We start from the raw sequence: 24,778 nt of genomic DNA, 5'->3' as shown, positions 1-24,778 counted from the left end.
TCTTGCTTAATCTGCGTCATTAAATTTGTTCAAGTTATTTATTGCAATCTGCCAAATGCCATTCTCTGCCGCCTCCTTAAATTTGCTTAGCTTCCTTTCAACAGTTTCTATGATAGGGCTTACATTTTAATCTGTCAACCGGTTGTCATCTCGGAAAATGTTTATCATTACGGTATGTTAAGCGGTTACCATACGTGAATTACGTACAGGGAGTAAGGCTAGGCCGCCCTAACCACCCTAACTTTAACTAGTAAAAAAATTTTTTTACCAGTTAAATTAAATCCCCCGGACATGGAAAGGATTCCACACCAGGGGGAGCAAATGGGTTTTATGCAGTTGTTCCTTCGATTAACTTGACTGGTAACTGAACCGTGGCGGTGGTCTTTTTACCCGCCATTCGTTTTTGCAGTAGTTCCACCGCGGTACTTGCCATCTGGTCAATTGGCTGCTGGATCGTCGTTAGTTCCGGCAGCAGGGTCCGGGTCATATTCGCACCATCAAAGCCAACCACCCGGAGGTCAGCCGGCACCTGGCGGCCACGTTCCCGCGCCACCTGCATGATTAGGCTAGCGTTCGTATCGTTATCCGCGAACACCCCGTCGACTTCCGGATGCTCATCAAAGAGGCGGTTAAAAATTGCTAATTTTTCTTCAAGTGAGCTATCAAAGTTAACCTCATAGGTAATTGCCGGGCGGTGGTGCTTACGCATAAGTTCCTCATAGGCCCGTCGCCGTTCTAGGTTTGGTGATGGTAATCCCTGTGGGTAGTTAGTATGGATGATATGCTGGCACCCGTCCGCCAACAAACGTTCCGTGGCTAGTATTCCACCGGCATAATTGTCAGCGGCCACTACCGGAATATCCCTACTAACCCACCGCTCAATTGAGACGATCGGTAACTGGGTATCACGGTATTGATCAATTCCTTCATTATGGGCACCGACAATCAGACCGTCCACCTGGCCATTAAATAGCTGGCGTAGGTACGCCTCTTCCCGTTGGGGATTATTTTGGCTATTCCCCATCAAAACCCGGTAACCCTGCTGGTACAGCTCCCAATCTAGTCGCGCTTCCAGTTGGGCAAAGAAGGGGTTATCGACCGTCGGGAAAACCAGTCCGACCAGGTTAGTCCGCTGCTGGTACAGCTGACGGGCAATCACATTGGGCCGGTAATGCAACTTAGCCATCGCCTGGTGAACCTTATTAATTGTCTTTTGACTCAAGTAACCCCGGTTGTTTAAGACCCGGGATACGGTGGTCTTGGAAACCCCCGCCTCGGCCGCAACATCCTCTAACTTAACACTTTGTTTTTTCATCTTACGCTAATCCCCACCTTGTATTTACTGCCTATTATACCCTTATAAAAGCCTCCCTTCTGGTAATTTCAAAAAAATATTAAAAAAGGCGTTGACAAAAATGAGAATCCAATTATAATTAGTGACAACAAATTAATCAAACGTTAAAACATGTTGAAAGGCAGAGTAAACGTCAAGACCTAGCAGAGAGTTGCTGGTTGGTGAGAAGCAATAGGTTGTCGCGTCGAAGATGGGCCTGGAATGGTACCGGTGATTGTTAGCCGGTGACGGGTTAGCACACGTTAATCGTGCTGGGTAATTCTAATAATTTAGTTAGAGTTACTCGCAGAGGTTGGACCAGTGATGGTCTGACGAACAAAGGTGGTACCGCGAAGCATTCGTCCTTTTTAAGTTAAAGGACGGGTGCTTTTTTTGTTGGCGCGTTTGGTTAATGACAATTTGGAATAAGAGTGAAAGGGAGTTTTACTTATGAAGAGAAGAAAGAAAAGAAATGCAATTATTTGGGCAATTGTCGTGGTAGTAGTTTTAATTGCCGGTTACTTCAGTTTTGTTCGGCCCCAACAACAGGCCGCTAAAATCGTGACCGTTGGGATCATGGCTGGTTCCAAGAGCGATGATAAGATTTGGAATTCAATCGCTAAAACTGCTAAGGATAAGTATGGGGTAACGGTTAAGTTCCGGCGCTTCACCGACTACAACCAACCTAATAAGGCCTTGCAAAACGGTGATGTTGATGCCAACGCCTTCCAGCACAAGCTCTTCTTGAGAACCTGGAATAAGGCCCACCACACCAACATTGTTTCCGCTGGTGACACCTTCATCACCCCAATCCGGGTTTACTCTAACAAGTACAAGAACGTGAAGAGCTTACCAGATGGTGCAACGATCGCCGTACCAAACGATGCTTCAAATGAATCCCGGGCGCTCTTTGCTTTGAAGAACGCTGGCCTGTTTAACCTCAAGAAGGGTACAAAGCTGGCCACAACTTCATCCATTACTAACAACAAGAAGAACTTCAAGATTAAGGAATTGGCTGCTGACCAAACAGCCCGGTCATTAGATGACGTAGATGCTGCCGTTGTTAACACGAACTACGCACAAGCTGCGGGCCTGAACTATAAGAAGGCAATCTTTGTTGAACCAATTAACAAAGATTCCAAGCAATGGGTTAACGTGATTGCGGTTCTGAAGAAGAACAAGAACAACAAGGCGGTCCAAGACGTCGTTAAGGCTTACCAAACGAAGAAGACCGAACAACAAATCAAGAAGTACTACGGTTCTGCCGAAATTCCGGCTTGGAACCTGAACTTCAATAAGTAGGAGGCAGGAGTATGACGAAACCCATTATTGACTTACAAGATATTAACGTCACCTTTAAGCAGGGCAAGGAAGTTGTCCACGCCGTTAAGGATGTGTCGTTAGCAATCAACAAGGGTGATATTTACGGTATCGTCGGCTACTCCGGGGCCGGCAAGTCAACCCTCGTCCGGACCATCAACCTGCTGCAAAAGCCTACTGACGGGACGGTTACCATTAATGGTGAAACCTTCTTTAAAGATCACCAACAGCAGCTCTCCAATAAGGAGTTGCAACAACAGCGCCGCCGCATTGGGATGATCTTTCAACACTTTAACCTCTTAAACGAGACTTCGGTAATCGAAAACGTCCTCTTTGCCCTGAAGCACAGTGAACTAGACGATGACGCGCAGGAAAAGAAGGCCTACGAACTACTCGATTTGGTAGGCTTAAAGGACAAGGCGGACTTTTACCCCGTCCAACTTTCTGGTGGTGAACAACAACGGGTTTCAATTGCCCGGGCGCTTGCCAACGATCCGGAAATCCTAATTTCGGATGAAGCGACCTCGGCCCTTGACCCCCAAAACACCAACCAAATTTTGGACCTATTAAAGCGGCTTAATAACCAGCTCAACCTGACAGTTGTCCTGATCACCCACGAAATGGATGCCGTTAAGCGGGTAGCCAATAAGATCGCCGTCATGGAACACGGTCAAATCATTGAACGGGGCCCATTGCAAAGCGTCTTCTTGCAGCCAAAGGAAGAGTTAACCCGCCAATTCGTGGGTGGTTCCCTCGCCGCCATCGATACATTAAAGTCATTTGACCTTGATCACTTGGCCGACAATGAAGAACTATTCCAGCTGGTTTACAACGGGAATAACGTTACCAAGTCGATCATCATTGAACTCTACAAGCAGCTCGGCGTTGAAGCCAGCATGCTCTACGGGAACATTGAAATTCTCGGCGGTAGTCCGGTCGGTACCCTCTTCGTTGTCGTTAAGGGGGATGACGACCAACGCCAAGCCGCAGTAAAGTTCTTACAAGATAACAACGTTACCGTTACTAAGATTGATGATAGGAGGATTTGGAATGAGTAATCTTTTACCAAACGTCGTACAACTAGGCTGGGGCGGTGACAATGGCTGGGGAACCTCCATTGTCCAAACCATTTACATGACCGTCTGGCCGGCCATTATTGGGGGACTAATCGGCCTGTTCTTCGGGGTTGCTCTCGTGGTTACCGAACCCGGTGGGATTCTTGAAAACCGGGTACTCTTTAACATCTGTGATAAGATCGTGTCCGTCTTCCGGGCCATCCCCTTCATTATCTTACTGGCCTTCATCGCACCAGTTACCCAGGTAATCGTTGGTACCCAAATTGGGACCACCGCAGCCCTCGTACCACTGTCAATTGGTTTCTTCGCCTTCTACGCTCGGCAGGTTCAAGTGGCCTTAAAGAGCGTTGACCAGGGGAAGATTGAAGCCGCCCAAGCAATTGGCTCTACGAACAGGGACATTATCTTTGATGTCTACTTACGGGAATCCCGCTCCGAACTGGTTCGGGTTACGACCGTTTCCCTAATTAGTTTGGTCAGTCTGACCGCGATGGCCGGGGCCATTGGTGCCGGTGGTTTAGGTAACACCGCCATCTCCTATGGTTATGACCGTTTTAACAACGACGTGACCCTGGTCGCCACCTTATTAGTACTGCTATTTGTTTTGATTATCCAAGTGGCCGGCGATGTGCTTGCCAAAAAGCTTAACCACCAGGACCGCTAGTTAGGAGGGATTTTATGCAAGCCAGTGAACAGGTACAAGTATTACAGGATTTAATCAAGATTCGTTCAACTAATGGTAATGAGGTTGCCGTCGCACGCTACCTCCAACAACTACTCGCCGCTCATGGTATCGATAGTCAGGTAGACGAATTCGGTGACCGGCGGGCTAACTTGACCGCCAAGGTGGGGCAGGGCACGGATAACCGGGTACTGGGCCTCACCGGACACATGGATACTGTGGCGGTAACCGACCCTGACAGCTGGCAGCATGATCCTTTCGGTGCCGAAATTGTCGACGACCGCGTTTACGGACGAGGGGCCGCGGATATGAAGAGTGGTCTGGCCGCCCAGGTACTGGCCCTAATTGAGTTAAAGGAAGCAGGGCAACTACCAACCGGTACGGTTAAGCTAATCGCCACGGCCGGCGAAGAACTTGGTACCCCTGGTGCCTTCCGCCTTGCCAAGCAGGGAGCTGCCGATGACCTGGCCGCGTTGGTGGTCGGGGAGCCAACCGGAGGGAACGTTATCTTCGCCCACTCCGGTAGCCTTAATTACGAAGTTACCAGTATCGGGAAGGCTGCCCACAGCTCCGCCCCAGAACGGGGAATAAATGCTATTAGCGGCCTGGTCAAATTTATCGAGGCTGAAAACAAGCTATTCTCTGATGCACCGGTCGATCCCTACCTCGGGCACGTCCAGCACAGCGTAACCGTCATTAAGGGGGGCCACCAGGTCAACACTATTCCCGCTAGTGCTAAGCTACAAGGGAATATTCGACCGACCGCTGCCTGTGACAACCAGGAAGTGGCCCGACGCCTCCACCATGCTATTGACCTGATCAACCACCAGAGCTCCTACCACCTGGAACTGAACATTTTCATGGACTACCACCCGATCAGTACGGATCCCCAGAGCAGTTTTGTCCAAGCAGCCCTAACTGCTGCCCAGGAAAACTTCCCGCACCCCGTCAAGACTGATATCATTAACGGGGCCACGGACGCCAGCGTCTTTACCGTTGACCATCCCGACCTACCGGTGATTGTCCTCGGTAGTGATGCCTGGCAACTGGCCCACCAAACGGACGAATACACTACGATCCCGAGTTTTCTCGCGACCGTTAAAACCTACCAGCAAATCGTAACTAATTTCTTTAACTAAGCAAAACCGCTAGTACCCGGCCGACCGAGTATTAGCGGTTTTTATTTAGTTATTCAGTTTATCTAGTGCTTTTTGGTAGTAGCGTTGCACCTTATCGGCCGGCCATTTACGAATAGTGGTTAGGAACTTTAGGACCTCGGTAGCCGTTTGTCCACTATTAATCAAATCACAAACGAGTTGTAGCTCTGCGCTAGCGACCCCCTGTTCCATTCCTTGCCGCTTACCCTGCTCTACACCTTGTTTTATACCTTGTTTCATGCCTTGCTTTATACCTTGCTTCATGCCTTGTTCTAAACCCTGTTCTAAGCCCTGCCTCTTACCTTGTTTAACGGCCTGGCGGCGATCATGCTCAATATCCATCTCATATAACGTTCGTAACATATATTCACGCCTCCATAATAAATACGGAAAAATAACTATAAATTCGGAAAGCTAAAATAAAGGTTATCGTCACAACATCTGACTTGTAACAATGGCCTTACTCATAATGCCCCCAAGCAGAATAAATGATTACTTTTTGCGCTATTTTATCAACCTTATAAACCACTCGGTGTTGAACGTTAATCCGGCGCGAATAAAACCCCGCAATCGGTGGAATAAGTTTCTCAAAACTTTGATTATCTGCAAATGGATTTTTCCGTAATTGAGCAATTATCTCTCTAAAACTATCTTCTAAATATGTCCCCTTAATCTTTTTAAGGTCCTTTTTGGCTCCCTTCTTAATTCTTATTGAGTAACTCATAATTCATTCCAAACCTTGTCAAAGTCTTCTTCTTCATCACCCTCTCGTTTGCGGACCTGTTTATCAACTCCTTGGTTTACTAGAAATAGCGTTTCTTGAATTGCTTTCCAGTCATCCTCGCCAATTACAACGGCACCCTTTTCTTTATTTTTAGTTGGCTTAATGATAACGGGCCTTTTATCACGATTAACATCTTTGATAATCTTAAAAAAATCTTTTCTCCCTTGAGTAGGTGTTACTACATTATCCATCCTTATCGCTCCCATCATGTACATTATAACGTACATTAATTATATCAAATATTTAGGATGACATACACCTAATAAATACGGCGAAATCCGCTAATTTAAATTAAGTATAGTTAACTAATTACTTCAGAAGCTAAAGACGCACCGGTAAATTCCTTAATTTTTTCTAAGCAATTGCTAAGCAAAATAGCCATAATACTTAGGGAAAAATTACCCAATTATTATCTTTAGTAAACGCTGTCATTGGTATAATAAAGGTGAAAGATAAGATGATTTAGAAAGGGTGTTTTACCATGATGTCAGCTTTAAGTAACGCAATTGCTGTTGTGAGTTTTCTCGTAATCCTGATTGCCTCTATCGGAGGGATGTTCATGGGTAAACCTCAACACTAATTACCATTAATCAGCAATTATTCATTTTTAATAGTAAAGAGGTCGAGAAAAGCAAACCTTTCCCGACCTCTTTTATTATTTAAATAATTCTTGGTACTGGCCGTAGCCGGCTGCTGCCAAATCAGCTGCCGGAATAAAGCGAAGGGCGGCCGAATTGATACAATAACGCAAGCCGCCCTGGTCAACGGGGCCGTCGGTAAAGACGTGGCCCAGGTGTGAACCGGCCTGGCGACTACGAACCTCGGTCCGTTCCATGCCAAAGGATTGGTCACGCCTTTCCTTTACCACCCGCTGGGCAATGGGCTTAGTAAAGGCTGGCCAACCACAACCGGAATCGTATTTATCAAGTGAGGAAAAGAGTGGTTCTCCGCTAACCACGTCAACATAGATTCCCGGTTGGTCAAAGTGGTCATACTTACCAGTAAATGGGCGCTCCGTAGCCGCCTCCTGGGTAACGGCGTATTGAATGGGCGTTAGGCGTTTCTTTAGTTCTTCTTTGGACATCACAGTACCTCCTTTGGATTGAAGATACCACAGGCCGGATGAAAAAGCTGTTAAGCTGCTCTTAATATCTCCCTAATTCTTGTAAAGCTACCCCATTTTTAGGTATTCTCCAATGCTAACTATCTTTTCGAAGACTTTCTTATTTGACTAATTCTATTATTCTGTGAAGTAATTAAACGCGTAAGCTTAGTATTAGCCCATGATGAGACTTGATCTTCCAACTTATTGAACACCCTTTTCCTAATGTATTCTAACAACGAGCAAATTACAAAAACCGCTATGCAAATAAACAACACGTAAAGTACTGCGACATACGCTGGTTGCATAATCACCTTTTCCATATGCAAAGTTCTTAACCACAATAGCGATTCCATAAATCTATTGTCGTGAATTAAATAAATTCCAAACGTGGTTGAAGCAACCGTATTGATTATATAATTATAATTGATGGCTTTAGAGCCGAGCCAGATAAACAAACCTAAAGCTGTAAAAAAAGCAAAAATCGTCAAACCCTGATCACTTAATTTAGAGTATTTGATAAAACTAGGCTTATATAGTTTGAAAGCAAGAAAACTAAAAGTAAGTGAAAAAAGAACATCCACAAATACTCCCAACCAAAACAAAACTTTCCCAACAAAAATAAAGTAACGTGATTGCAATAAATTACGCTTTTGAATTAGAGCCCCAAAGCAAAAGGTAAGGCAAAATTTACCAAGCCAAGCAACGATTGCTGCTCCATAAAGATGCTTTCCCGGGAAAATCAATATAAAGCCTAAAAGCACTAAAAATATTTCCTCTTTTGGATTTAATTGGGCAAGTGCCTTATTCATAAAGGGAATAAGCAAATACATGAATACATAAGCAGTCATAAACCAGTATTGGTTAAAGAATATCGGTAAACAGCTTTTGACAATGCTGATAATAGATATTTGTTTTAAAATAATTCCGCAAATTAATGTTAGGCTAACCGACCAAAAAAAAATCGGGAGCCAAAGCTTAACAAGCTTTTTAAAAGAAATGTGAGAATTATACATAAAGTACCCGGTAATTAAAACAAATAAATAAACGCCAACTTTTCCCATAAAAGCCAAAGAATTGAACAGTGATAGTGATAACGGGTTGCTCCTTGATAAGATGGCTGAATTTGAAGCAGCCAGCACGCCATGAACTAATGAATGATGCATCACAATAAAAAACATCGCAATTATTCTTAGTAATTCAAAGTTAGATTTTCGCTTCTTAATATTAAACTGTGATTTTTTCAAAACTAGTCTCCCCTATCGTAAAATATACTCTTCCTGAGCTTACCCATAAGCAGTCAATATTATAGGCTAACTAGTTAATGACAATCAAATTATAAATAAAAAGACTAACACCTGTAAAATGTAGGAAATCGGCGGTTTAAAATTATCGGTTTTCCTACATTTCACGGCCGCTCTCTACAGAAAAAATTAGGTGTAACGATTTCGTGTTTTTCTTCCATAAAAATCTCCTAACTGAATTTATTGTAATCAGTATAGGAGACCTGAAGTTGAAAATATATACGTGTTGTTATTCGGTGCTTACGAAAAAGCTGTTAATCTGCCTAAAATAAAAAAGCACAGCAAAAATACTGTGCTTTTTTATTTTTTACTGTGAAGCTTGCGGTATTGCTCACGGGTCATGGTTGAACTATCCTTAGAGGCGCTCTGTGCCTTTTTAGCAGGCTTCTTAGTCTTATCTGTGGTCTTATCTGACTTCTTCTTTGAACCACCAATAAAGGCCTGCTTTGCGGCCTCACGGAGAACCGAGCTTGTTGAAATTTTAATTTCCGGCTGTTTTTCTTCCTTAGCAGCTTGAATTTCCTCATAGTCTGGGAAATTTAATTTGATTTCCGGCTGTTTTTCTGCCGACTCTGGCTGGCTTTCACTATTAGCTTTCGAGTGAGGCTGAGATGACGTAGTAACCTTAATAGCTGGTTTCTCACTTTGAGGAGTCTCCCGTGTCTTTTGCTGCGTCAATTGCTTTTTCCCTGCCATTTGTTTGACCAGATTTAAATTATTAGTAGCATTATCATAGTTTGCTTTTCTTATCTTTAACAGTGTTTGATCAGTATTGTCGTCACTTTCAAAGTATTGTTTTTCAGCATTTTCAAAATTTCGCATTGTTGTTTTCAGTAAATCTTCTAAATCTTGTGCCAAAATAATTCCCCACTTTTGAAAAATTGTGTTGTTATAATATCGCAACTTACAAATTGTATCTGGGTAATAACTTAAGTTACGACTTCATTAATATCCGCCGCCGCAACGGGGTATTAGTTATCTATTTTAATATTATTATTAATCATACCAAAAACTGGGTAGTAAGTATCCTATAATTTTATTCTTTTAAAAAGCTTTTAAAAGTTAATTAACTTTACTGCCCATCTGATCAGTTTATAGAAGTTCAATAATAACAGAGGTCCTTATAGTGTCTTTTTCTGCATTACTAACCCTCGCAGTAAATAAAGTACTAACATCCCCAACATTGCTTGCCACCAGCTTAACGAATTAGCAGTCAGAATAAAGAGGATCGCCAATATTATGTCCAGGATTTCTGATGATAGGATGTTTACTCCTAAACTACTACTTAACAAGATATCAGCTAATACATTACGGAACATAATCGCCAAAACCATACCGAGAATAGCAAAGTACATAGTATTAAATACGTAAGCCGCTAGTAATTCCATTACCGAACTTAAAATAATGGTAACAACGTTGATTTTCAATAGCAGCACCTGCTTATTTAACACCTTAAAGAAGGTGTTACCAATTAAATTCATTTTTGAATCAAAATAGCAAATTGGTAGTACCGTAGCTAAATAGTCAATACTAACGGTGTACTTAGGTAACCATAATTTTAATAAAAAGGCCAGGGGTAAATAGAAAATATACATTAACGGTAAGATATAGAACAAACCGCGATTTAATTTTACATAGTATTGTTGCAGCCGGTCGACCGAGAACCTTCGCAAGGCTGGAAACAACACTAAACTAATTTGAGTAATAAAGGTCAATGCAAAATTCATCAAGGTTAGCGAGAGGGATACCTTCCCAAAGGCAATTAATCCCCACCGAACATCGATAATTTGGCGGCAAACTCCTAGGATCAGTAATGAGCAGATATTAGCAAACATCAAACTAATTCCCACTCGAATACTAGTCCACGATTCGGCAATTCCCTTTTGAAATGAGAACCTACCAGCCATTAATTCTGGCCTAAACATCCACAATAAGTAAGCAAATGCTAGACTAATTGAAATAATGTAAAAGGTAATATAAGTATTAACGTTCTGTACTCCCGCCAACATTAAAAGTACTTGGGCTGTAAAGAAGATAATTCGAACGATAATAATTGATTTCGAGTAAATGTTAGTTTCATTAATGGACTGGAAAACAAAACCTAGAAAGTTATGGCCCGTATAGAAAAAGTAGTAGACCAATACTAACAGGAACAATAGCCGCCGTTGGGCTGTATGGGAAAAGAGAATGAAGGTAAAGTTCACTATCATTCCCAAAAATAGTTGGTATAGCAATCCCACACCCAGTTGGCTCTTAACTGCGTCTTTGTCTAGCTCTTGCCGATGCATTCCCCCATAACGGAGGTAAATACCATCGTTCAGTCCCAATGCCAGGCACGGTACGTATGTACAATAAAAGAGAAAAAGCTGCCAATAACTATAGCCGGAAACACTTAGTACTTTAGGCAAGACTAAGTTGGTGCTACAGCTAACTATCAATGAGATTGCCTGTGCTGTAAAAGCAAAAATGAAGTTTTGTTTAATCTTTTTCTGCATTTTCTAGCTTTCCGTTTCCCGCTAATAGTTGGTTACGCCTGCTAACCCGATAGCACTGATAATACATTGCAATAAACATATATAACCCACAGTCAAAGTAATGACCAAAGCGTAAAAGACGTACAAAAAGATAGCATAGACACATCTGGCTGATAATTTTATATATTGCTACTGAATCATCACTTTTACGAAAACGATAATGATACAGCCAAGCGACTAATAAAACTATCCCAATCATCCCTAGTTCTGAAATAATTCGTAACGCTAGTGAATTAGCATCAAATCTATTTAGTGATAGTATGTTGGGACCGTACTGACCAGCGAATTTATTATAAGATAATGAATGCGATCCCATCCCGCCTCCTAAGCCATGCGTCTCTTCGAAACTATCAAATGCAATATTTTTATTGATAGTTAGCGACTGGGTACTTAAATTGACAGAATTTAGACTGCCCTTACCACTGACCAATCCTACCGTATCATTTACCCGTTGATGAATAAAACTAACCCTACTATAAACTGTTCCTAAACAAACAGCCGCTAAAAGCAAAATTAATAGCTGTTTATAACTTATACCATATTCCAAAACAATCACGATAATACTAACAATTACCCCAAAGAACCCTGTAGAGGAACCGGTGAATAAAAATCCCGCAAAAATAACAATAAGTTCCCATGGCTTCATTTTTAGCGTTAGTGCCGCACGGTAACGGCCCAGCAGCTGGTAAAGGCCAAAGAAAATTAACGGGAAAAGAACCAATGCGCAGTACGAAGGCTCGTTTAAAAAGGATGCCGAACGGCCAACCGGCGTCCCTGCTTGGTCATGTATTAACCACGACATCGTTGCCAAAGATGCAACTCCCAGCAAACTCATTACATATTGAAAAATAGAAACCAGTGCTGTCAAGATCGCCAACTGTTTATACAGCTGCAAATATTCCATAATGTTTGTATTATCAACAAAGGTAAACCAGTAAGTCGCAGTTATGCAAATTGATAAAAATTGCTGCATGAACAAAGTAAAAGTGTCGGTGCCCAACATAATCGCAAAATATGATTGGAAAAAGATAATTGCAAACGCAATAGCAACTGAATAAACAATTCGAACCCGCTTAAGAGAATACATTAAAATCACAAATTGAATTCCAATTAGTACGGGCATTGGAATTAAGGCATTTAAGAAAATTAATAGCACTGATAATCCTGGAATAGAAAACCAGCTCACACGTTTTGAGGTCATTTATCATCTATCCTTTTACCAATAATTCATCAATAACGATATTCTAAATTCATGGTTTAAATTACGTTTCTCGCGAATGGTGTATGTTGGATCAAACGCCAATCGAACACGCTGACTCAGATTGCCTTTACCAAAATGTAGGGCATGCTTTAACAGCTTCTGATTCACCTCGGGGAGTTGATCGCCGTACAGCTTTAACAGCTCACCAAGTTGATTACTCATAATTCGTGCCCGCGTACTTTTTTCGGCCCATACTTTATGAACTTTATCCTTAAGAGTATGAATCCCACCATCAACGTTATTACCATGCTGACGGTACAGCATCATTGGCTGGGAATCAAAGACTACTTTCCCGCCCATTGCCAAACAGACCTTATGGATCCAGTCATCATGCATCATTAAGTGCTGCGGAAGAGGCTTACTAGCAAGAATATCACGAAGACGTTTATTCATTACCATCGTACATCCCGTACAACAACTATAAACAATCGCATTAGCAAAGGTTTGCGTAGTATAGTGATTTTCGCCACCGTGAATTTCTTTTAAACCGGCATCGGTCATTTGAAAGCTCCCAGCATACAGTAAAGGTTTCTCAGCGGTCCTGGATTGCTGTATTAAAGATAACGCACGGCTAAGTTTATCCTCTTTCCATACGTCATCCTGGTCACTGAAAGCATAGTACTCACTCTCCGGGCTATCCTTTACTAACTGTAAGAAACTTCGCGCCGTTCCTAAGTTAGAACCACTGTAATAGTGTAGTTGCCCCTTTTCTTGATATGCATTTAAGAGCGCTTGCGTCTGATCTGTCGAACCGTCATCACGAACAAGTAATCGTACTTGGACACCCTTTTGTCGTAAAATACTGTCAACTTGTTCTTGAAGATATTGTTCGCCATTATAGGTTGACATAAGTACAGTAACCTGTTTTTCCATTGCTACTCCTCTACTTTACTTACCTTCTACAATCAATTGCTGAATTGTTTGTAATAATGATTCGTTACGATAGGGAACCTGGATTGGCCGCAGGTCAGACTTTAACTCACCAGTGATTACCTTTTTCATCAATCGTGCTAATGCCTCCGGATCCCGATAGTCAAAGTAGTAAACATTCGAATATCCCGCTAGTACTTCATGGGTAACATCAATATCCGCAGCTAAAATAAGGTCTGCCTTCTGGGCGGCCTCAAGCATTGGTAGTCCGTAGCTCTCAATATATGAAGGAAAGATTAATACATGATCTTCATACATCTTCAACACCTGTTGTCGCGGAATAAAGCCCAATAGTTCCACATTATTATTTGCAGTCGGCAGCTGTTCTTTAGTGAGGGTCAAACTAACTTGAAAATTATTTATCCCCTGCCCGTTTAGTAACCGAATTGCTTTTAAAATCAACTGATGGTTTTTATAAAGATAAGCAGTTGCCGGATAAAAGAAACGGTGATGTTGATTAGCAAAATAATGATGATCATTAATAACGGGAACCTTAGGGCCAACCTTGAGGACCCTTTCCCCCACCAGCCTGGTTTGTTGGATAACCGCCCTTTTCATCCAATCGGTTTGAACAATAGTGAGTGGTTGCTCTTTGGAAAGACTGTATTTGATTACTCTTCCTACTAGTCGTTGGTATAAGGCCACTCTCCGTTCCGCAGGCTTGAGGAAACTAAAGCGGTGCCCTTGAAAAAAGGGAATCGACTGATGAAGGTAAACAATTTTGAGCGGGCTCTTAACTCCGACAGTACAAATATTCTGCAAGGAAATAAAAACATCCGGGTGGTAGTGGTTAATAAAGCTTCGCCCACCGCCAAGCTCAAAAAAGAGTTTCTTGAACTTACTCTGCTTTAAATCCGGACGGGTAATTATCTTGACATTCGCTGAAGTTGGAAAGTATTCTCCTGCTAAAATAAAGAACCATTCATTTTTAGAATCATGCTTTAAAACGTCCTTATAAAAATCCTCTAAAATTGAGAATGTGCCACCACTAGTCGGCGTCGCAGCATAATCACTTACAACAATTCGCATGAACTAGACCACCTTTTCTACTTATCAATACCACTTCCAGCCCCATTTATTAAAATACTGCACCATACTCTTTATCATCGGAAAGACACCCCTAATGGAATGGTTAGCACGTCGCCAGCCATGATAAACCATAAAGGAAGGATAGATGATTACTTTACCGATTTTTGATAGTCTTACTGTCAAATCGGTATCTTCAAAATACATAAAGAAGCGCGGATCAAAACCACCAACTTCCTTAAAGGTTGCCGTCCGCAGTAACATGAAGGAGCCGGTGGCGTTTTCTTCGACCTGGATATGGTCATAGCCATCTAACTGCTTAGTAAACTGACGCTGCCGTTGTGGAAAAGCACGCGGTCCCAAGAAACGAATAAGTAGATCAAAAACTGTTGGGAGTTTCCGGTTCAAATATTGAACCTTACCGGTCTCCTTATCCCTAACCAATGGCGAAAGCAGTACAACTTCTTCATGCTGATCGAGGTAACTAATCGCATCCATAAAGCCAGTTAGGTCCTTAAGCTTAATATCGGGATTCATTACCACGTGATAGCAAGAGTCTAACTGTGACAACACAGTGTTATGTCCCTTACCAAAGCCACGGTTCTCTTCCGTCTCGATAAAAGTAATGATATTAGAGAGATCATCAAAGAATGCGCGGTCAATTTTACGTGTCGATGATCCATTATCGATTAGATAAAAGCTAAATTGAAAAGCAGTTAATGACATTAATTTTTTTATATTCTGCTTGGTTTGCTGCAATTCTTCACGTGTTGGATTATAAAACACTACTGCAACGGATATTCTCTTTTTTTGATGTCCGTTCAACTTTTGCATTTACTCTTTATCTTTTCCTCCGTTAATGCCGCGACCACTGATGACGTCAAAAATAGTTCGCACTAAAATAATCAGATCTAATACTATGTTGACGTGGCGGGCATATGCTGCATCAATTTGTGCTTTTTTGGCTCCAATTAAGTTATCACGGCCATTAACCTGGGCCAATCCGGTAATTCCCGGTAAGACCCGATTGGCCCCTAATTCAGTCCGCATTTTTAATACGGCCTTTTCGTTTGGAATTAATGGCCGCGGCCCAATAATTGACATTTCTCCCCTCACAACATTAAACAATTGGGGGAGCTCATCTAAACTGGTCCGTCGCAAAATACTACCGATTGAAGTTACGTAGCGTTCTGGGTGGGTAAACTGTTCTGTTGATACTTGGTGGGGAGCCGTCCCAACCATGGTGCGAAATTTATAAATAGTAAAAGGGACATTATTCTTCCCGATACGAACCTGTTTAAACAAGATAGGTTCATTAGGAGAACTTCTTTTGATTAAAATTGCGATAATTATCATTGGAATACCCAAAATAATAATTGCCAAAATGCTAAAGAAAACATCAAAGATTCTCTTAATAACATCGCAATATAAGCGAAAATGCGGTATATTGTGCTCTTTTATCATGGATTTTTCTTTAGCCATTGCAAAATTAATCCTCCCTTCTACTCATCAAACTAATAGTTACCCCACTTCTTTAATAACTGCAACGACTGTTCCTAAAAAGAAACCAATTAAGGCCCCACCGAGTGTAAATAACGTTACATTTGGAAAGGACGGTTTATCTGGAACTACCGCCCGCGAAGTTACCTTAGTGTTGCTAAAGCCCATAATCTTTTTAATTCGCTTTTGAAAGACATCGGTAACCGTATTAGCAATCACCGTTGCTTCCCGGGGACTTGACGCCTTAGCTCTTATCTCAAATAATTGCGAATTCTGACTGGTTTGAACGCTCACCATCTTTTTCAATCGTTTGTATGATAAACGATAACCTGGGTTAGCATCTGCTAGTTGAACTCGGGTTGCGTTGAGAATCTGATGATTAGTAATTATTCCCTTATAAGTATTAATCATCTGAATATCTGCTTGCTGGTTGTTAAATGCCTGACCATCAGCGGTCGCATGTTTTTGGTTAACCAGGATTTGTGATGATGATGTATATTGTGGCACAATGGCGTATTTAGCTAGGCCAAAACAAACGGCCGCAACAAAAACGGTCGCGACAATAATCATTACTAGATGCTTTCTCATCGCCTTAATAAGCTGCCATAAGCGAATGCTATCATTAGGAAAAGCGTTACGCTCAGTTCGTGTTTCGTTCACTTTATTTACCCCTTTATTTAATTCAGTGACCATACTAACATTCCCCGATGTCTTACATATATTCACTGATAATTAAGATTTGACACCCTATAAATATAAACTAAATCCCAACCTTTGTAAATTGGCAAAAGAAAAAGCCAACACAAGCTATATTCAGCTTGTATTGGCTTAATCATTAGATAACACTCGTAGATAATGATTACTCTTTTTTAGGAGGGTATTCCAAAATAACAAAGAAATCTCAGAGTATTACCTTCCCCCCACTCTTTATAATAAGGGCCATTCTATTCTTAAAATAGATTTAATTAGAATTCACGCTTCTTAGCAGCAAGGCCAAGACCAAACATAGCTGAAACGGCACCCAGTGCTACGATAGCAGCAGAGTTTTCGTTACCAGTTTGTGGTAAGGTAGCGGCTGATGCTTGTGAACCATTTTGTTGAGCCTTGTTAGCAACGTAAGCTTCGTATTGAGCCTTAGTTACTTGTTGGCCGTTTACGTAGTAGTTGCTACCATTTACACCAGTGAAGCCAGAAACAACACCGTTAGTAGTAGTGTTTTGGTTACCATTGTTGTTGTTTTGGTTACCATTGTTAGTGTTGTTACCAGGGTTTACTGGAGTGTCAGGGTTGACTGGAGTAGTGGCTTCGTTAACAGTCAAGTTCCAGTTGATGGTGCTTTGGCTACCATCAGTCCAGTTAACAGTAACTTGGAGTGGGTAAGTACCAGCACCCTTAGCTACGGCAGCGTTAACAGCAGCTGGGTCAGTCCATACAACGTTGGCAATTTGGTCAACTGGAGCAGTACCAGCAACTTCAGCTGGAGTAGGAGCAGGAACGACAGTCGTAACTGCGTCGTTAGCAGCAGCGTTAGCAGCTTCTGAAGCATTGGCAGCTTGGGCTTGGGTAGCAGGCTTAGTGTAAGTACTGTTACCGTTGTTGTTTAATTGGTTACCGTACTTTTGAGATGCGTTGCTAGTAACACCTTGCAGAGCGTTCAAAGCATCCAAAGCAGTTTGGTAAGCACCTTGAGCAGCAGTCAGGTTAGCTTGAGCAGTAGCTAATTCAGCTTCAGCAGTGTCAAGCGTTGCTTGAACGTCAGCAACAGAAGCAAGGTTGGACTTAGCAGCATTCAGCTTGTTAGTGGCAGCAGTTGCACGGCTGTTCCAGTCGTTAACCAGGTTAACAAGGTCTGACAGCTTCATTGAAACGGCTGGTGCATTGGCACCTTCGTTAACCGTAACAGTGCTCTTCAGAACATTGTTCAGGTTGTCTTGAGCAGTCTTAACCAGCTTGTTAGCATTACGTAATTGCTTGTTAGCAGCAGTCAAGTTAGCCTTGTCATTGTCAAGTTGTGCTTGGGCACGAGATACAGCGTCTTCAGCATTAGCACGTGCGGCAGCAGCAGCCGTCTTTTCAGCTTCAGTAGTTGCACTAGCAACTTGAGCAAGTGCGTCACTCAAAGCGTTGTTAGCTGAAGTCAATGCAGCTTGGTCACTAGCAACGGCAGCTGAGTAGTTGTTAACACTAGCTTGAGCGTTAGATTGAGCGTTGTTAGCACGGGTAACAGCACTGTTAGCAGCGCTGTATGCAGCGTTGTTGTTAAGTTGATCTTGGTATGACTTAGCAAAGTTGTTAGCAGTAGCAGCGTTTTCTTCAAGCTGTTGCAGTTGTTGGCTGTTTGGCAGGTTGTGAGCGTTCATAGCTTCAACGTATGCCTTTTCTGCCCGGCTAGTAGCAGCTACGGCAGCACGAGCGTTTTGGTAAGCAAGTTCGTTAGCTGCCTTAGCAGTCAGGTATGCGGAAATCTTAGTTAATGCATCGCTAACTTGGCTCATGTCCTTGTTAGCTTGAGCAGTTACGTTGTTAAGGTAAGTAACATCAGTTTGAGCACTGTTGTTTTGGTAAGCGTAGGTAGTGTTCAACTGGTAAGCTTCCGTATCGTAACGCTTTTGCATTGAAGTCAATGCGTTAGAAGTTACGGCAATAGCAGCACTAGAAGCACTAGCAGCTTGTTGTGAAGCAAGTTCAGACTTCAGGTTGTTAACCTTAGTAGCCAGGTCAGCAACGTAGTTAGATTGAACGGTGTAGTCTTCATGCTTTTGGTTGTACTTAGCTTCAACTGCAGGACGAGCAGCAGCTACGGAAGCAAGCGTATCACTGGTTTGGGCAGAAACAGCGTTCCAGTAAGCAACGGCTTGTTGAGCAGCGTTGTTAGTAGTAGTATCGGTTTCACCAAAGCCCTTTTGAGTAGCGGCAGTGTGAATAGCGGCTGAAGCAGCAGCACTAGCTGCTACAAAGTTGCTTTGTGCTTGAGTAGAAGCTTGACCAGCCTTGTCTTGTTGTGCAAGAGCTTGCTTGTAAGCGTCGTTAGCCTTGGAAACAGCAGCAACGTCAGAGTTCAAGTTTTGTGCAGAAGCAACATTTGCTTGGGCGTTAGATACAGCAGCTTGTGCTGAGGTAACGTTGTTGCTTGCAGCAGTAACAGCAGCTTGTGCTGATTGAACAGCAGCGTTGTTAGTAGTAGTGGTTGCAGCAGCCTTTTCGTTAGTTACAGCAGTAGTAGCTGGTTGTGCAACAGTATCAGCGTTGGCGTTGTTGTTAACGTTAGTTAAAGTTAAACCTGCCAAAACAGCAGTAGTAACAAGGCCAGCGTAAACGATGTTCTTCTTAGCCTTGTACATCTTATAATGCATTGCATTATTCTTCATAGTAAGTACCCTCCTAGAATATTTAAGTAAAAAATACAAATAAATTCTGAAAATCTATTTGGTATGTTATTGTCACTATGAAACAATAAACAATTTCAGAACAAACTCATAATAATATATTAAAATCTTTTTTTCAAGTTTTCCTAAAGTTCTTTAATGAACAACTAAGATTGTTAGTGCTGGATTTCCTTACGGAGAAGTACACTAGCGTAGTAATGAATAAATTATAACTTTAATCATTAATTAACGTTTCCCACTGCTTCCAGGTGGCCTGGTAATCATATTCGTTCAGATTATCATAAGCGCCATCACTCAGCTGTTGTAGTTTAGCCTGATCAGTCAGTAAACTAATTACGGTTTTAACTAGCTTGTTCTTATCATTTAACGGAATTAGTTCGCCGTTAACCCCCGGCTTAATTATTTCCGCTGGACCGTATGAATAGTTAAAGGTTACAACCGGCACACCATGCTCAAGGGCTTCGGCCATCGCCAGTGGCTGGGCATCAATAATACCTGTATCGACAAATAGCTGTGCAGCATCATAGTAATTATTAACCTGGGGCTGATAACCCGCAAACTTAACTACATTTTGTAATTTGAGCTTTTCTACTTGCTCGTGGTACTGCTTAGTATCAGCCGCAGTCCCATAACCATACAGGACTAACTCACTATCATTAACTTTCTTGTGAACTTTGGCAAAAAGACTTATCAAGGTGCTCGTCCCCTTATCTTCCGCCAAACGACCGACATAAATCAGCTGGTGCTTCTTACGGGCGGTCATCGGTACCCGCTTCAGAACGTGGGCAACCGGCGAAGCATTAATAGCGAACACTTTAATCTGGTTACCAAAACGCTTATCCAAGTCATCCTTTTGGGCCTGGGTATCCACAATGACACCGTCCCAAATGTCATGCTGTTTTAAAATCGTTTCTTCAATTAAGGCACTCATCTTACCACGGACTGGATCTTGTCCCGGCAACAAGTGGTTAAACGGCAAGCTGAAGTACTTTCGGGTCGCGGGGTTCTGGATTGCTGCAACCCGATTCAAGGTTATATCCGGTCGGTCAGCGATAAAGACGTTCGGCTGATTATCAACTTGCGATAATTCATTTAAGAAGAAGTCTTCTAAATAATCCGGACCATTCAGATAGCGGTCTTCACCCTTATAATTTTTAAGCACGTTCAATGAATTAATTGGTGTATTTTGTGTCGATTGTACGTAATACTTTTCAAGGTAGCATTCACCATTAGGACGGTAATACCGTTCATAATAGATCTCACCATCTTCACCAAAGGTTTGGTCGACCGCCTTAAATCCCCGAATGTCATAACGTTCACGAAGGGTAATATTTCCAGCCTGGTCATAGTAGTCAATGTGGTCAACTTGTCCCACGGTTCCCCCGATAAAGAAAATCTTGGCTACTAGACGGTCACCGTCTTTTACTTCTTGGCTATCGTTACCAGTTCCCACTTGATAATCATGGGTAAGTCTTAAATCGGCAACTCGTAATACCTTCCCTTGATAATCCGTCGTGCCAGCAAAGAAATCATATAGGTTAACCAATTGGTCATCCGCCAAACCAAAGCGGCCTAAAGTCGCATGGATAATGTTATCAAAATCAAAGGTCACTAACTTAGCATCGACGTTATTCCGTTTAAATAATTTTAGCCGCTTAATTTCAGTATGCTCGGCACTTGAGTTACTACTTAACAGATACTTATTTACAAAATAAAACACTATTCGTTAGCCCCCTTGCTCTTGACATCATCGATAATTTGCCGCCATAGCTTCATTACTACTGGTCCAGAATACCGCTTACTATCTTCGTAGGCATTTTCACTCATCTCAGCAAGCTTCTTTTGATCAGTCAGTAAGGTAATTACAGCCTTGGCTAGACCATCAATATCACCATTCTTGGTCAGCAGACCATCACGGTTGTTAATGATAATATCGCCTGGGCCATACTTAACATCGTTCGCTACCATTGGTAGGCCATGTGATTCGGCTTCAACAAGAGCAATTGCTAGTCCTTCGCCACTAGTTGGTAATACCATCAACTGTGCTTCATCATCTATTTGCGAGATATTAGAGGTAAAGCCCTTTAAATGAACCGATTTTTCTACCCCTAATTTTTTGATTTGCTGACGTAACTTTTGGTCATAGTTATCATTAGCATATCCCCATAGATCTAGTGTTGCATCCGGAACCTTTGCCAGGATTTGTGGCCAAGCAGCAATAATATGTTCCTGCTGTTTTTCGGGAGAGAGCCGGGCCACAACTACTACCTTATGCAGTTTACGACTAGCAAACGGTACATGGGGAGCGTTGATCTGTTCATCGGAAACAACAGCACTCGGTACGTGGTAAATCGGTACCCCGTACTTACCTAACCGTAACTTAACATCCGTTTCCTGTTGGGGGGTTAACGCAATAACACCATCCCAATCCTTAAGGTGGTTAAATCCCCATTCATAGTTAAAGTTATACGTTGAATTCATAATATCGCCAGGATTATTAACCTGAATACTATGTAATTGCATATACCGTGGTACGCGGTGGTGCATATGCATAACTGACCAGGCATTTTCAAAGTTACGGTCAACAATGATTCCCACTGGTTCATCGCCGCAAATTTCCTTATCCGTTACTAACTCATCCAAGAAGAAGCTCGTCAGCGCATCCAGGCCAACAAAGTGATAGTCATGCCCCCGATAGTTAAACAAGTGATAGTTAGTTACCTTTTCGCCTTGTTTATTCATGAGATTAGTTTTTTGGATGGCTAATTTTCCTTCTGGAGTAAAGTAATTTTCCAGAGCCATCTTATTGCGCCAATCAAAAAGTTGTTCTACCGAGATAAAGCCCCGGTTATCATACCAGGCAATCTTGAGTAGCTTACCAAAATGGTCAAAATACTGTAGGTTTTGCACCGTTTCATCATCAGCACTCTTACAACGAATTGCCAAAACAATAGTGCCATCCTGACTGTAGTAGATGGTCTGCCCATCAACTTTCTTTTGCCAATTAGGATTGATATGGATGTCCTTAAGCATTACCGGATGTGACTCTACCGAACGCGCATTTTGAAAATAATCAAACATGTTAATAAAATGCTGATCATCAATTCCGGACTCTTTAATAATATAATGCAAATTATTATTATACTGTCTCGTCACAATCATCGCTGGTTCATGATACTGCTTGAACAAGTTTAAACGTTGAATTTGGGCAAACTCAATTCCCGACTTATTAATCTGTATCACATCGTTTAAGAAAAAAAGCATATTTTTAGAATCTCCTCTTTAAAATCACAAAATAATTTTAACATAAACCCCGTCATTCGACACAGCCGGACCGGTAGCATACAAAAAAGGCTCACCATCAGCGGCAAACCCTTCAGTAGTTATTCAGGTTTTATCTACAATCATTATATTTGCCACCACGGAAATTCACCGGCATAATGTCTATAAATCACCAAGGAGGTTTTAAAATGTTAAACTTACCAGTCGGTATTGGCCAGGTCCACGCCATGCACGAACTTTTTAAAGCCGACCCCCGGCTTGCCATCATCGTGCTCGCCATCATCATCTGCCTGGCCTTTTACTTTAATTCGCGGCGTTAAGCCCCTTACCAAGTTCATACGCCTGTTGACCATACTTATCAATGGCCGGGTGGTCTAGCGCGCCACCGTCCCAGATCGTGCCGGCATCTTGCCAGCGCAGGTAGTCGACAATTTGTCGGTAGTTAGCCTTTAATGAAGAAAAGTCATCTCCGGCCGCCGTCGCTAACATCATCGCCTGCTTGTGACCCTTTAAGTCATGGTTATGATCATAAAAGCGGTCCACAATCGTCTTCAGCATGGAGCTCATCCCGAAGTAGTACAGTGGCGTTACCATTACTACCAGGTCTGCCTGGATAATCTTTTGCAGCAGTTGTTCAACATCATCATGTTGAGTAATTGCTGCGTTTTTTTCGTCAACCATCACGAAGTCATTTTGGTGGTCGACAGCATTATAACGATAAATTTCGTGTCCACCGGTCTGAGCGCCCTTTATAAACTGGTCTGCCAAATAGTCAGAAGCCCCATTGACGTGCGCACTGCTTGTAATTACAACAATTTTCATCAACTGCCACTCCCCTTTTATTTTTCTTCCTATTATATAGTGAACTGTGAAATGCGTTTATTTGCATTAGCGGTCACCTTCACTTTAGTAAAGTAAGAAAACTATTGCCAGTATTTTCACTCACTAGGTCAAAATTTTCTAAAATCAAAGCGGCGGTATCGGCCAAACTGGCCCGGTCAGCTAACCGGCCACCGGTCAAGCGTGTCGAATAGGCCAGCAGTGGTACCCACTCACGAGTCAGCGCCCCACCCGGAAAATCAGGATCGTTCCCGTGGGTCGCCGTCAGTAAGAGTAAGTCGTCCCGATCTAATCTCGGTAACAATTCCCCCAGGGCCCGGTCGACTGCTTGAAGGGACTGCCCCATCCTTTCCGGATCCCGTTGGCGACCGGCGCGGTCAACGGCGCCCAAGTGCGTCAACCATAGCCCAGACTGTTGTTTTGCTAACTGCCGCCCTAACTCCTGGAGTGCCCCGGTATCGTCACCACTCAGCGTCTGCACCGGAATTCCCGCCGCTTTCAGACGAGTCACAACCGTTGGCCGCGGCGCTGCCATTGGTAAAACCCGGGCCGCCGTTCTTCGGTAAACGTATCTACCCAGGGCGTCACCAGCAAATGGGACTGCAATGACCTGGCTCAAGTTAACATTGTCTTGTTGATCAAGCCACCGCCGGGCAGCGTAACCAACTTCCCACAGTTCTTCAGCAGTCATCGTCGCCTCGTGGGCCGTCAGCCAAAGGTCCGAGCCACCACTTGTAAAAATAATTATTCCGCCCGTCGCCACTTGTTCATCCCCCCAGTTGGCCAGTGCCCGGACAGGAGTGGCCGGCTGGTTACTAATTACCGGCCGGTGTGCATCACGGCTAATTTTAGCAAGCAATTCCGGGGGAAATCCCTGGGGAAAGGCCGTGAACTCTTCTCTGGTCGGCACCCCTAATAGCTCCCAGGCACCTTCTAGCCCCGTTTTACCAATGGCGGCCGGCCGAGCCTGCCCATAATAGGCATGGTCAGTTGCTAAGGTCGCCGGACTAAACAGTGGGTGTAACTCACCAAGACCCAGGCTCGTCAAAACCGGCAGCTGCAAACGGGCGCGGAAGTGGCGAACCAGGCTCCCGAGGGTATCGGCCCCCTGGTCAGCAAAGTGGGCCGCATCCGGCGCACTACCAATCCCCAGACCGTCGACCACGACCATGATAATCCGGTTAAATTTTGCGGCCATTTTCAATTCCCCCTATCGACTGATACTGGCCTTAGCATAACACAATTAGGGGCTTTTCAATTC

Annotated in this window: 24 protein-coding genes and 1 other annotated feature; of the genes, 5 read left to right on the top strand and 19 right to left on the bottom strand. The window is 42.9% G+C overall.

The window, feature by feature from the left end:
- Window positions 1-328 precede the first annotated feature (328 nt).
- The gene (locus ACI31H_RS05305) at window positions 329-1,315 is read right to left on the bottom strand and encodes a LacI family DNA-binding transcriptional regulator (protein WP_439770956.1); all 987 of its coding nucleotides are present in this window, start codon (window positions 1,313-1,315) and stop codon (window positions 329-331) included.
- Window positions 1,316-1,459: 144 nt separating this feature from the next.
- Window positions 1,460-1,703: a binding site (T-box leader), on the top strand.
- An 80-nt stretch (window positions 1,704-1,783) separates the two neighbouring features.
- Here ACI31H_RS05305 and ACI31H_RS05300 point away from each other — a divergent pair.
- The 4 genes from ACI31H_RS05300 to ACI31H_RS05285 are packed head-to-tail and all read left to right on the top strand — an operon-like array spanning window position 1,784 to window position 5,550.
- Window positions 1,784-2,635 (top strand): MetQ/NlpA family ABC transporter substrate-binding protein, encoded by an 852-nt coding sequence (locus ACI31H_RS05300; RefSeq protein WP_439770955.1) that lies wholly within the window; start codon window positions 1,784-1,786, stop codon window positions 2,633-2,635.
- A gap of 11 nt (window positions 2,636-2,646) precedes the next feature.
- A complete protein-coding gene (locus tag ACI31H_RS05295; protein ID WP_439770954.1) occupies window positions 2,647-3,711 on the top strand; it encodes a methionine ABC transporter ATP-binding protein in 1,065 nt (354 codons plus the stop codon).
- Window positions 3,686-4,393 carry a methionine ABC transporter permease gene (locus tag ACI31H_RS05290; protein WP_439770953.1) on the top strand — a complete coding sequence of 236 codons (708 nt, stop codon included), beginning with the start codon at window positions 3,686-3,688 and terminating at the stop codon, window positions 4,391-4,393. Before ACI31H_RS05295 ends, ACI31H_RS05290 begins: the two co-directional genes overlap by 26 nt.
- 14 nt (window positions 4,394-4,407) lie before the next feature.
- Window positions 4,408-5,550: an ArgE/DapE family deacylase gene (locus ACI31H_RS05285; RefSeq protein WP_439770952.1), complete on the top strand. Its 1,143-nt coding sequence runs from the start codon at window positions 4,408-4,410 to the stop codon at window positions 5,548-5,550.
- Window positions 5,551-5,595: 45 nt separating this feature from the next.
- Here the strand turns inward: ACI31H_RS05285 and ACI31H_RS05280 are convergent, their stop codons facing one another.
- The 16 genes from ACI31H_RS05280 to ACI31H_RS05205 all read right to left on the bottom strand — a co-directional run bounded on the left by ACI31H_RS05280 (window position 5,596) and on the right by ACI31H_RS05205 (window position 22,638).
- The gene (locus ACI31H_RS05280; RefSeq protein ID WP_439770951.1) at window positions 5,596-5,931 is read right to left on the bottom strand and encodes a hypothetical protein; all 336 of its coding nucleotides are present in this window, start codon (window positions 5,929-5,931) and stop codon (window positions 5,596-5,598) included.
- Between the two features lie 97 nt (window positions 5,932-6,028).
- Window positions 6,029-6,292: a Txe/YoeB family addiction module toxin gene (locus ACI31H_RS05275; protein WP_439770950.1), complete on the bottom strand. Its 264-nt coding sequence runs from the start codon at window positions 6,290-6,292 to the stop codon at window positions 6,029-6,031.
- On the bottom strand, window positions 6,289-6,543 hold the full coding sequence (locus ACI31H_RS05270) for a type II toxin-antitoxin system Phd/YefM family antitoxin (RefSeq protein ID WP_439770949.1): 255 nt from the start codon (window positions 6,541-6,543) through the stop codon (window positions 6,289-6,291). The genes ACI31H_RS05275 and ACI31H_RS05270 overlap by 4 nt, the downstream gene beginning before the upstream one ends.
- A 464-nt stretch (window positions 6,544-7,007) precedes the next feature.
- Window positions 7,008-7,436, bottom strand: a complete 429-nt coding sequence (gene msrB, locus ACI31H_RS05265; RefSeq protein WP_439770948.1) for a peptide-methionine (R)-S-oxide reductase MsrB — start codon at window positions 7,434-7,436, stop codon at window positions 7,008-7,010.
- 119 nt (window positions 7,437-7,555) lie between these two features.
- On the bottom strand, window positions 7,556-8,701 hold the full coding sequence (locus tag ACI31H_RS05260) for an acyltransferase (protein WP_439770947.1): 1,146 nt from the start codon (window positions 8,699-8,701) through the stop codon (window positions 7,556-7,558).
- Between the two features lie 357 nt (window positions 8,702-9,058).
- Window positions 9,059-9,616, bottom strand: coding sequence for a hypothetical protein (locus tag ACI31H_RS05255; protein WP_439770946.1), 558 nt, complete (start codon window positions 9,614-9,616; stop codon window positions 9,059-9,061).
- A gap of 263 nt (window positions 9,617-9,879) precedes the next feature.
- Window positions 9,880-11,253, bottom strand: coding sequence for a hypothetical protein (locus ACI31H_RS05250; RefSeq protein ID WP_439770945.1), 1,374 nt, complete (start codon window positions 11,251-11,253; stop codon window positions 9,880-9,882).
- Window positions 11,237-12,493: a hypothetical protein gene (locus ACI31H_RS05245; RefSeq protein ID WP_439770944.1), complete on the bottom strand. Its 1,257-nt coding sequence runs from the start codon at window positions 12,491-12,493 to the stop codon at window positions 11,237-11,239. Before ACI31H_RS05245 ends, ACI31H_RS05250 begins: the two co-directional genes overlap by 17 nt.
- Window positions 12,494-12,508: 15 nt before the next feature.
- Window positions 12,509-13,426 (bottom strand): glycosyltransferase family 2 protein, encoded by a 918-nt coding sequence (locus ACI31H_RS05240; protein ID WP_439770943.1) that lies wholly within the window; start codon window positions 13,424-13,426, stop codon window positions 12,509-12,511.
- Between the two features lie 15 nt (window positions 13,427-13,441).
- Window positions 13,442-14,512, bottom strand: a complete 1,071-nt coding sequence (locus tag ACI31H_RS05235; protein ID WP_439770942.1) for a glycosyltransferase — start codon at window positions 14,510-14,512, stop codon at window positions 13,442-13,444.
- Between the two features lie 24 nt (window positions 14,513-14,536).
- A complete protein-coding gene (locus ACI31H_RS05230) occupies window positions 14,537-15,343 on the bottom strand; it encodes a glycosyltransferase (RefSeq protein ID WP_439770941.1) in 807 nt (268 codons plus the stop codon).
- Complete coding sequence (locus ACI31H_RS05225) at window positions 15,344-15,991, bottom strand: sugar transferase (protein WP_439770940.1); 648 nt, start codon at window positions 15,989-15,991, stop codon at window positions 15,344-15,346. It abuts the gene before it with no gap.
- Window positions 15,992-16,030: 39 nt separating this feature from the next.
- Entirely contained in the window at window positions 16,031-16,702 is a 672-nt protein-coding gene (locus ACI31H_RS05220) for a YveK family protein (protein WP_439770939.1), read from the bottom strand.
- A 272-nt stretch (window positions 16,703-16,974) separates the two neighbouring features.
- Window positions 16,975-19,377 carry an LPXTG cell wall anchor domain-containing protein gene (locus ACI31H_RS05215; RefSeq protein WP_439770938.1) on the bottom strand — a complete coding sequence of 801 codons (2,403 nt, stop codon included), beginning with the start codon at window positions 19,375-19,377 and terminating at the stop codon, window positions 16,975-16,977.
- 232 nt (window positions 19,378-19,609) lie between these two features.
- The gene (locus tag ACI31H_RS05210) at window positions 19,610-21,115 is read right to left on the bottom strand and encodes a glycosyltransferase (protein WP_439770937.1); all 1,506 of its coding nucleotides are present in this window, start codon (window positions 21,113-21,115) and stop codon (window positions 19,610-19,612) included.
- Window positions 21,115-22,638, bottom strand: a complete 1,524-nt coding sequence (locus ACI31H_RS05205) for a glycosyltransferase (protein WP_439770936.1) — start codon at window positions 22,636-22,638, stop codon at window positions 21,115-21,117. The genes ACI31H_RS05210 and ACI31H_RS05205 overlap by 1 nt, the downstream gene beginning before the upstream one ends.
- Window positions 22,639-22,865: 227 nt before the next feature.
- Between ACI31H_RS05205 and ACI31H_RS05200 the strand changes: the two genes are divergently transcribed.
- The gene (locus ACI31H_RS05200; RefSeq protein WP_439770935.1) at window positions 22,866-22,997 is read left to right on the top strand and encodes a hypothetical protein; all 132 of its coding nucleotides are present in this window, start codon (window positions 22,866-22,868) and stop codon (window positions 22,995-22,997) included.
- Here ACI31H_RS05200 and ACI31H_RS05195 read toward each other — a convergent pair.
- The gene (locus tag ACI31H_RS05195; RefSeq protein ID WP_439770934.1) at window positions 22,981-23,499 is read right to left on the bottom strand and encodes a flavodoxin family protein; all 519 of its coding nucleotides are present in this window, start codon (window positions 23,497-23,499) and stop codon (window positions 22,981-22,983) included. The two genes, ACI31H_RS05200 and ACI31H_RS05195, sit on opposite strands and share 17 nt — an antisense overlap.
- Window positions 23,500-23,578: 79 nt before the next feature.
- Window positions 23,579-24,715 (bottom strand): phosphopentomutase, encoded by a 1,137-nt coding sequence (locus ACI31H_RS05190; protein ID WP_439770933.1) that lies wholly within the window; start codon window positions 24,713-24,715, stop codon window positions 23,579-23,581.
- Between the last annotated feature and the right edge of the window lie 63 nt (window positions 24,716-24,778).

Source organism: Limosilactobacillus sp., assembly GCF_051873035.1.
GTDB lineage: Bacteria > Bacillota > Bacilli > Lactobacillales > Lactobacillaceae > Limosilactobacillus.
This window is presented reverse-complemented; position numbering and strand designations above follow the sequence as displayed.

Excerpts from the sequence above, each read along its gene's own strand:
- ACI31H_RS05305 (WP_439770956.1), bottom strand. The coding sequence starts at position 1,315 with ATGAAAAAACAAAGTGTTAAGTTAGAGGATGTTGCGGCCGAGGCGGGG.
- ACI31H_RS05300 (WP_439770955.1), top strand. The coding sequence starts at position 1,784 with ATGAAGAGAAGAAAGAAAAGAAATGCAATTATTTGGGCAATTGTCGTG.
- ACI31H_RS05295 (WP_439770954.1), top strand. The coding sequence starts at position 2,647 with ATGACGAAACCCATTATTGACTTACAAGATATTAACGTCACCTTTAAG.
- ACI31H_RS05290 (WP_439770953.1), top strand. The coding sequence starts at position 3,686 with ATGATAGGAGGATTTGGAATGAGTAATCTTTTACCAAACGTCGTACAA.
- ACI31H_RS05285 (WP_439770952.1), top strand. The coding sequence starts at position 4,408 with ATGCAAGCCAGTGAACAGGTACAAGTATTACAGGATTTAATCAAGATT.
- ACI31H_RS05280 (WP_439770951.1), bottom strand. The coding sequence starts at position 5,931 with ATGTTACGAACGTTATATGAGATGGATATTGAGCATGATCGCCGCCAG.
- ACI31H_RS05275 (WP_439770950.1), bottom strand. The coding sequence starts at position 6,292 with ATGAGTTACTCAATAAGAATTAAGAAGGGAGCCAAAAAGGACCTTAAA.
- ACI31H_RS05270 (WP_439770949.1), bottom strand. The coding sequence starts at position 6,543 with ATGGATAATGTAGTAACACCTACTCAAGGGAGAAAAGATTTTTTTAAG.
- msrB (WP_439770948.1), bottom strand. The coding sequence starts at position 7,436 with ATGTCCAAAGAAGAACTAAAGAAACGCCTAACGCCCATTCAATACGCC.
- ACI31H_RS05250 (WP_439770945.1), bottom strand. The coding sequence starts at position 11,253 with ATGCAGAAAAAGATTAAACAAAACTTCATTTTTGCTTTTACAGCACAG.
- ACI31H_RS05245 (WP_439770944.1), bottom strand. The coding sequence starts at position 12,493 with ATGACCTCAAAACGTGTGAGCTGGTTTTCTATTCCAGGATTATCAGTG.
- ACI31H_RS05240 (WP_439770943.1), bottom strand. The coding sequence starts at position 13,426 with ATGGAAAAACAGGTTACTGTACTTATGTCAACCTATAATGGCGAACAA.
- ACI31H_RS05235 (WP_439770942.1), bottom strand. The coding sequence starts at position 14,512 with ATGCGAATTGTTGTAAGTGATTATGCTGCGACGCCGACTAGTGGTGGC.
- ACI31H_RS05230 (WP_439770941.1), bottom strand. The coding sequence starts at position 15,343 with ATGCAAAAGTTGAACGGACATCAAAAAAAGAGAATATCCGTTGCAGTA.
- ACI31H_RS05225 (WP_439770940.1), bottom strand. The coding sequence starts at position 15,991 with ATGGCTAAAGAAAAATCCATGATAAAAGAGCACAATATACCGCATTTT.
- ACI31H_RS05220 (WP_439770939.1), bottom strand. The coding sequence starts at position 16,702 with ATGGTCACTGAATTAAATAAAGGGGTAAATAAAGTGAACGAAACACGA.
- ACI31H_RS05215 (WP_439770938.1), bottom strand. The coding sequence starts at position 19,377 with ATGAAGAATAATGCAATGCATTATAAGATGTACAAGGCTAAGAAGAAC.
- ACI31H_RS05200 (WP_439770935.1), top strand. The coding sequence starts at position 22,866 with ATGTTAAACTTACCAGTCGGTATTGGCCAGGTCCACGCCATGCACGAA.
- ACI31H_RS05195 (WP_439770934.1), bottom strand. The coding sequence starts at position 23,499 with ATGAAAATTGTTGTAATTACAAGCAGTGCGCACGTCAATGGGGCTTCT.
- ACI31H_RS05190 (WP_439770933.1), bottom strand. The coding sequence starts at position 24,715 with ATGGCCGCAAAATTTAACCGGATTATCATGGTCGTGGTCGACGGTCTG.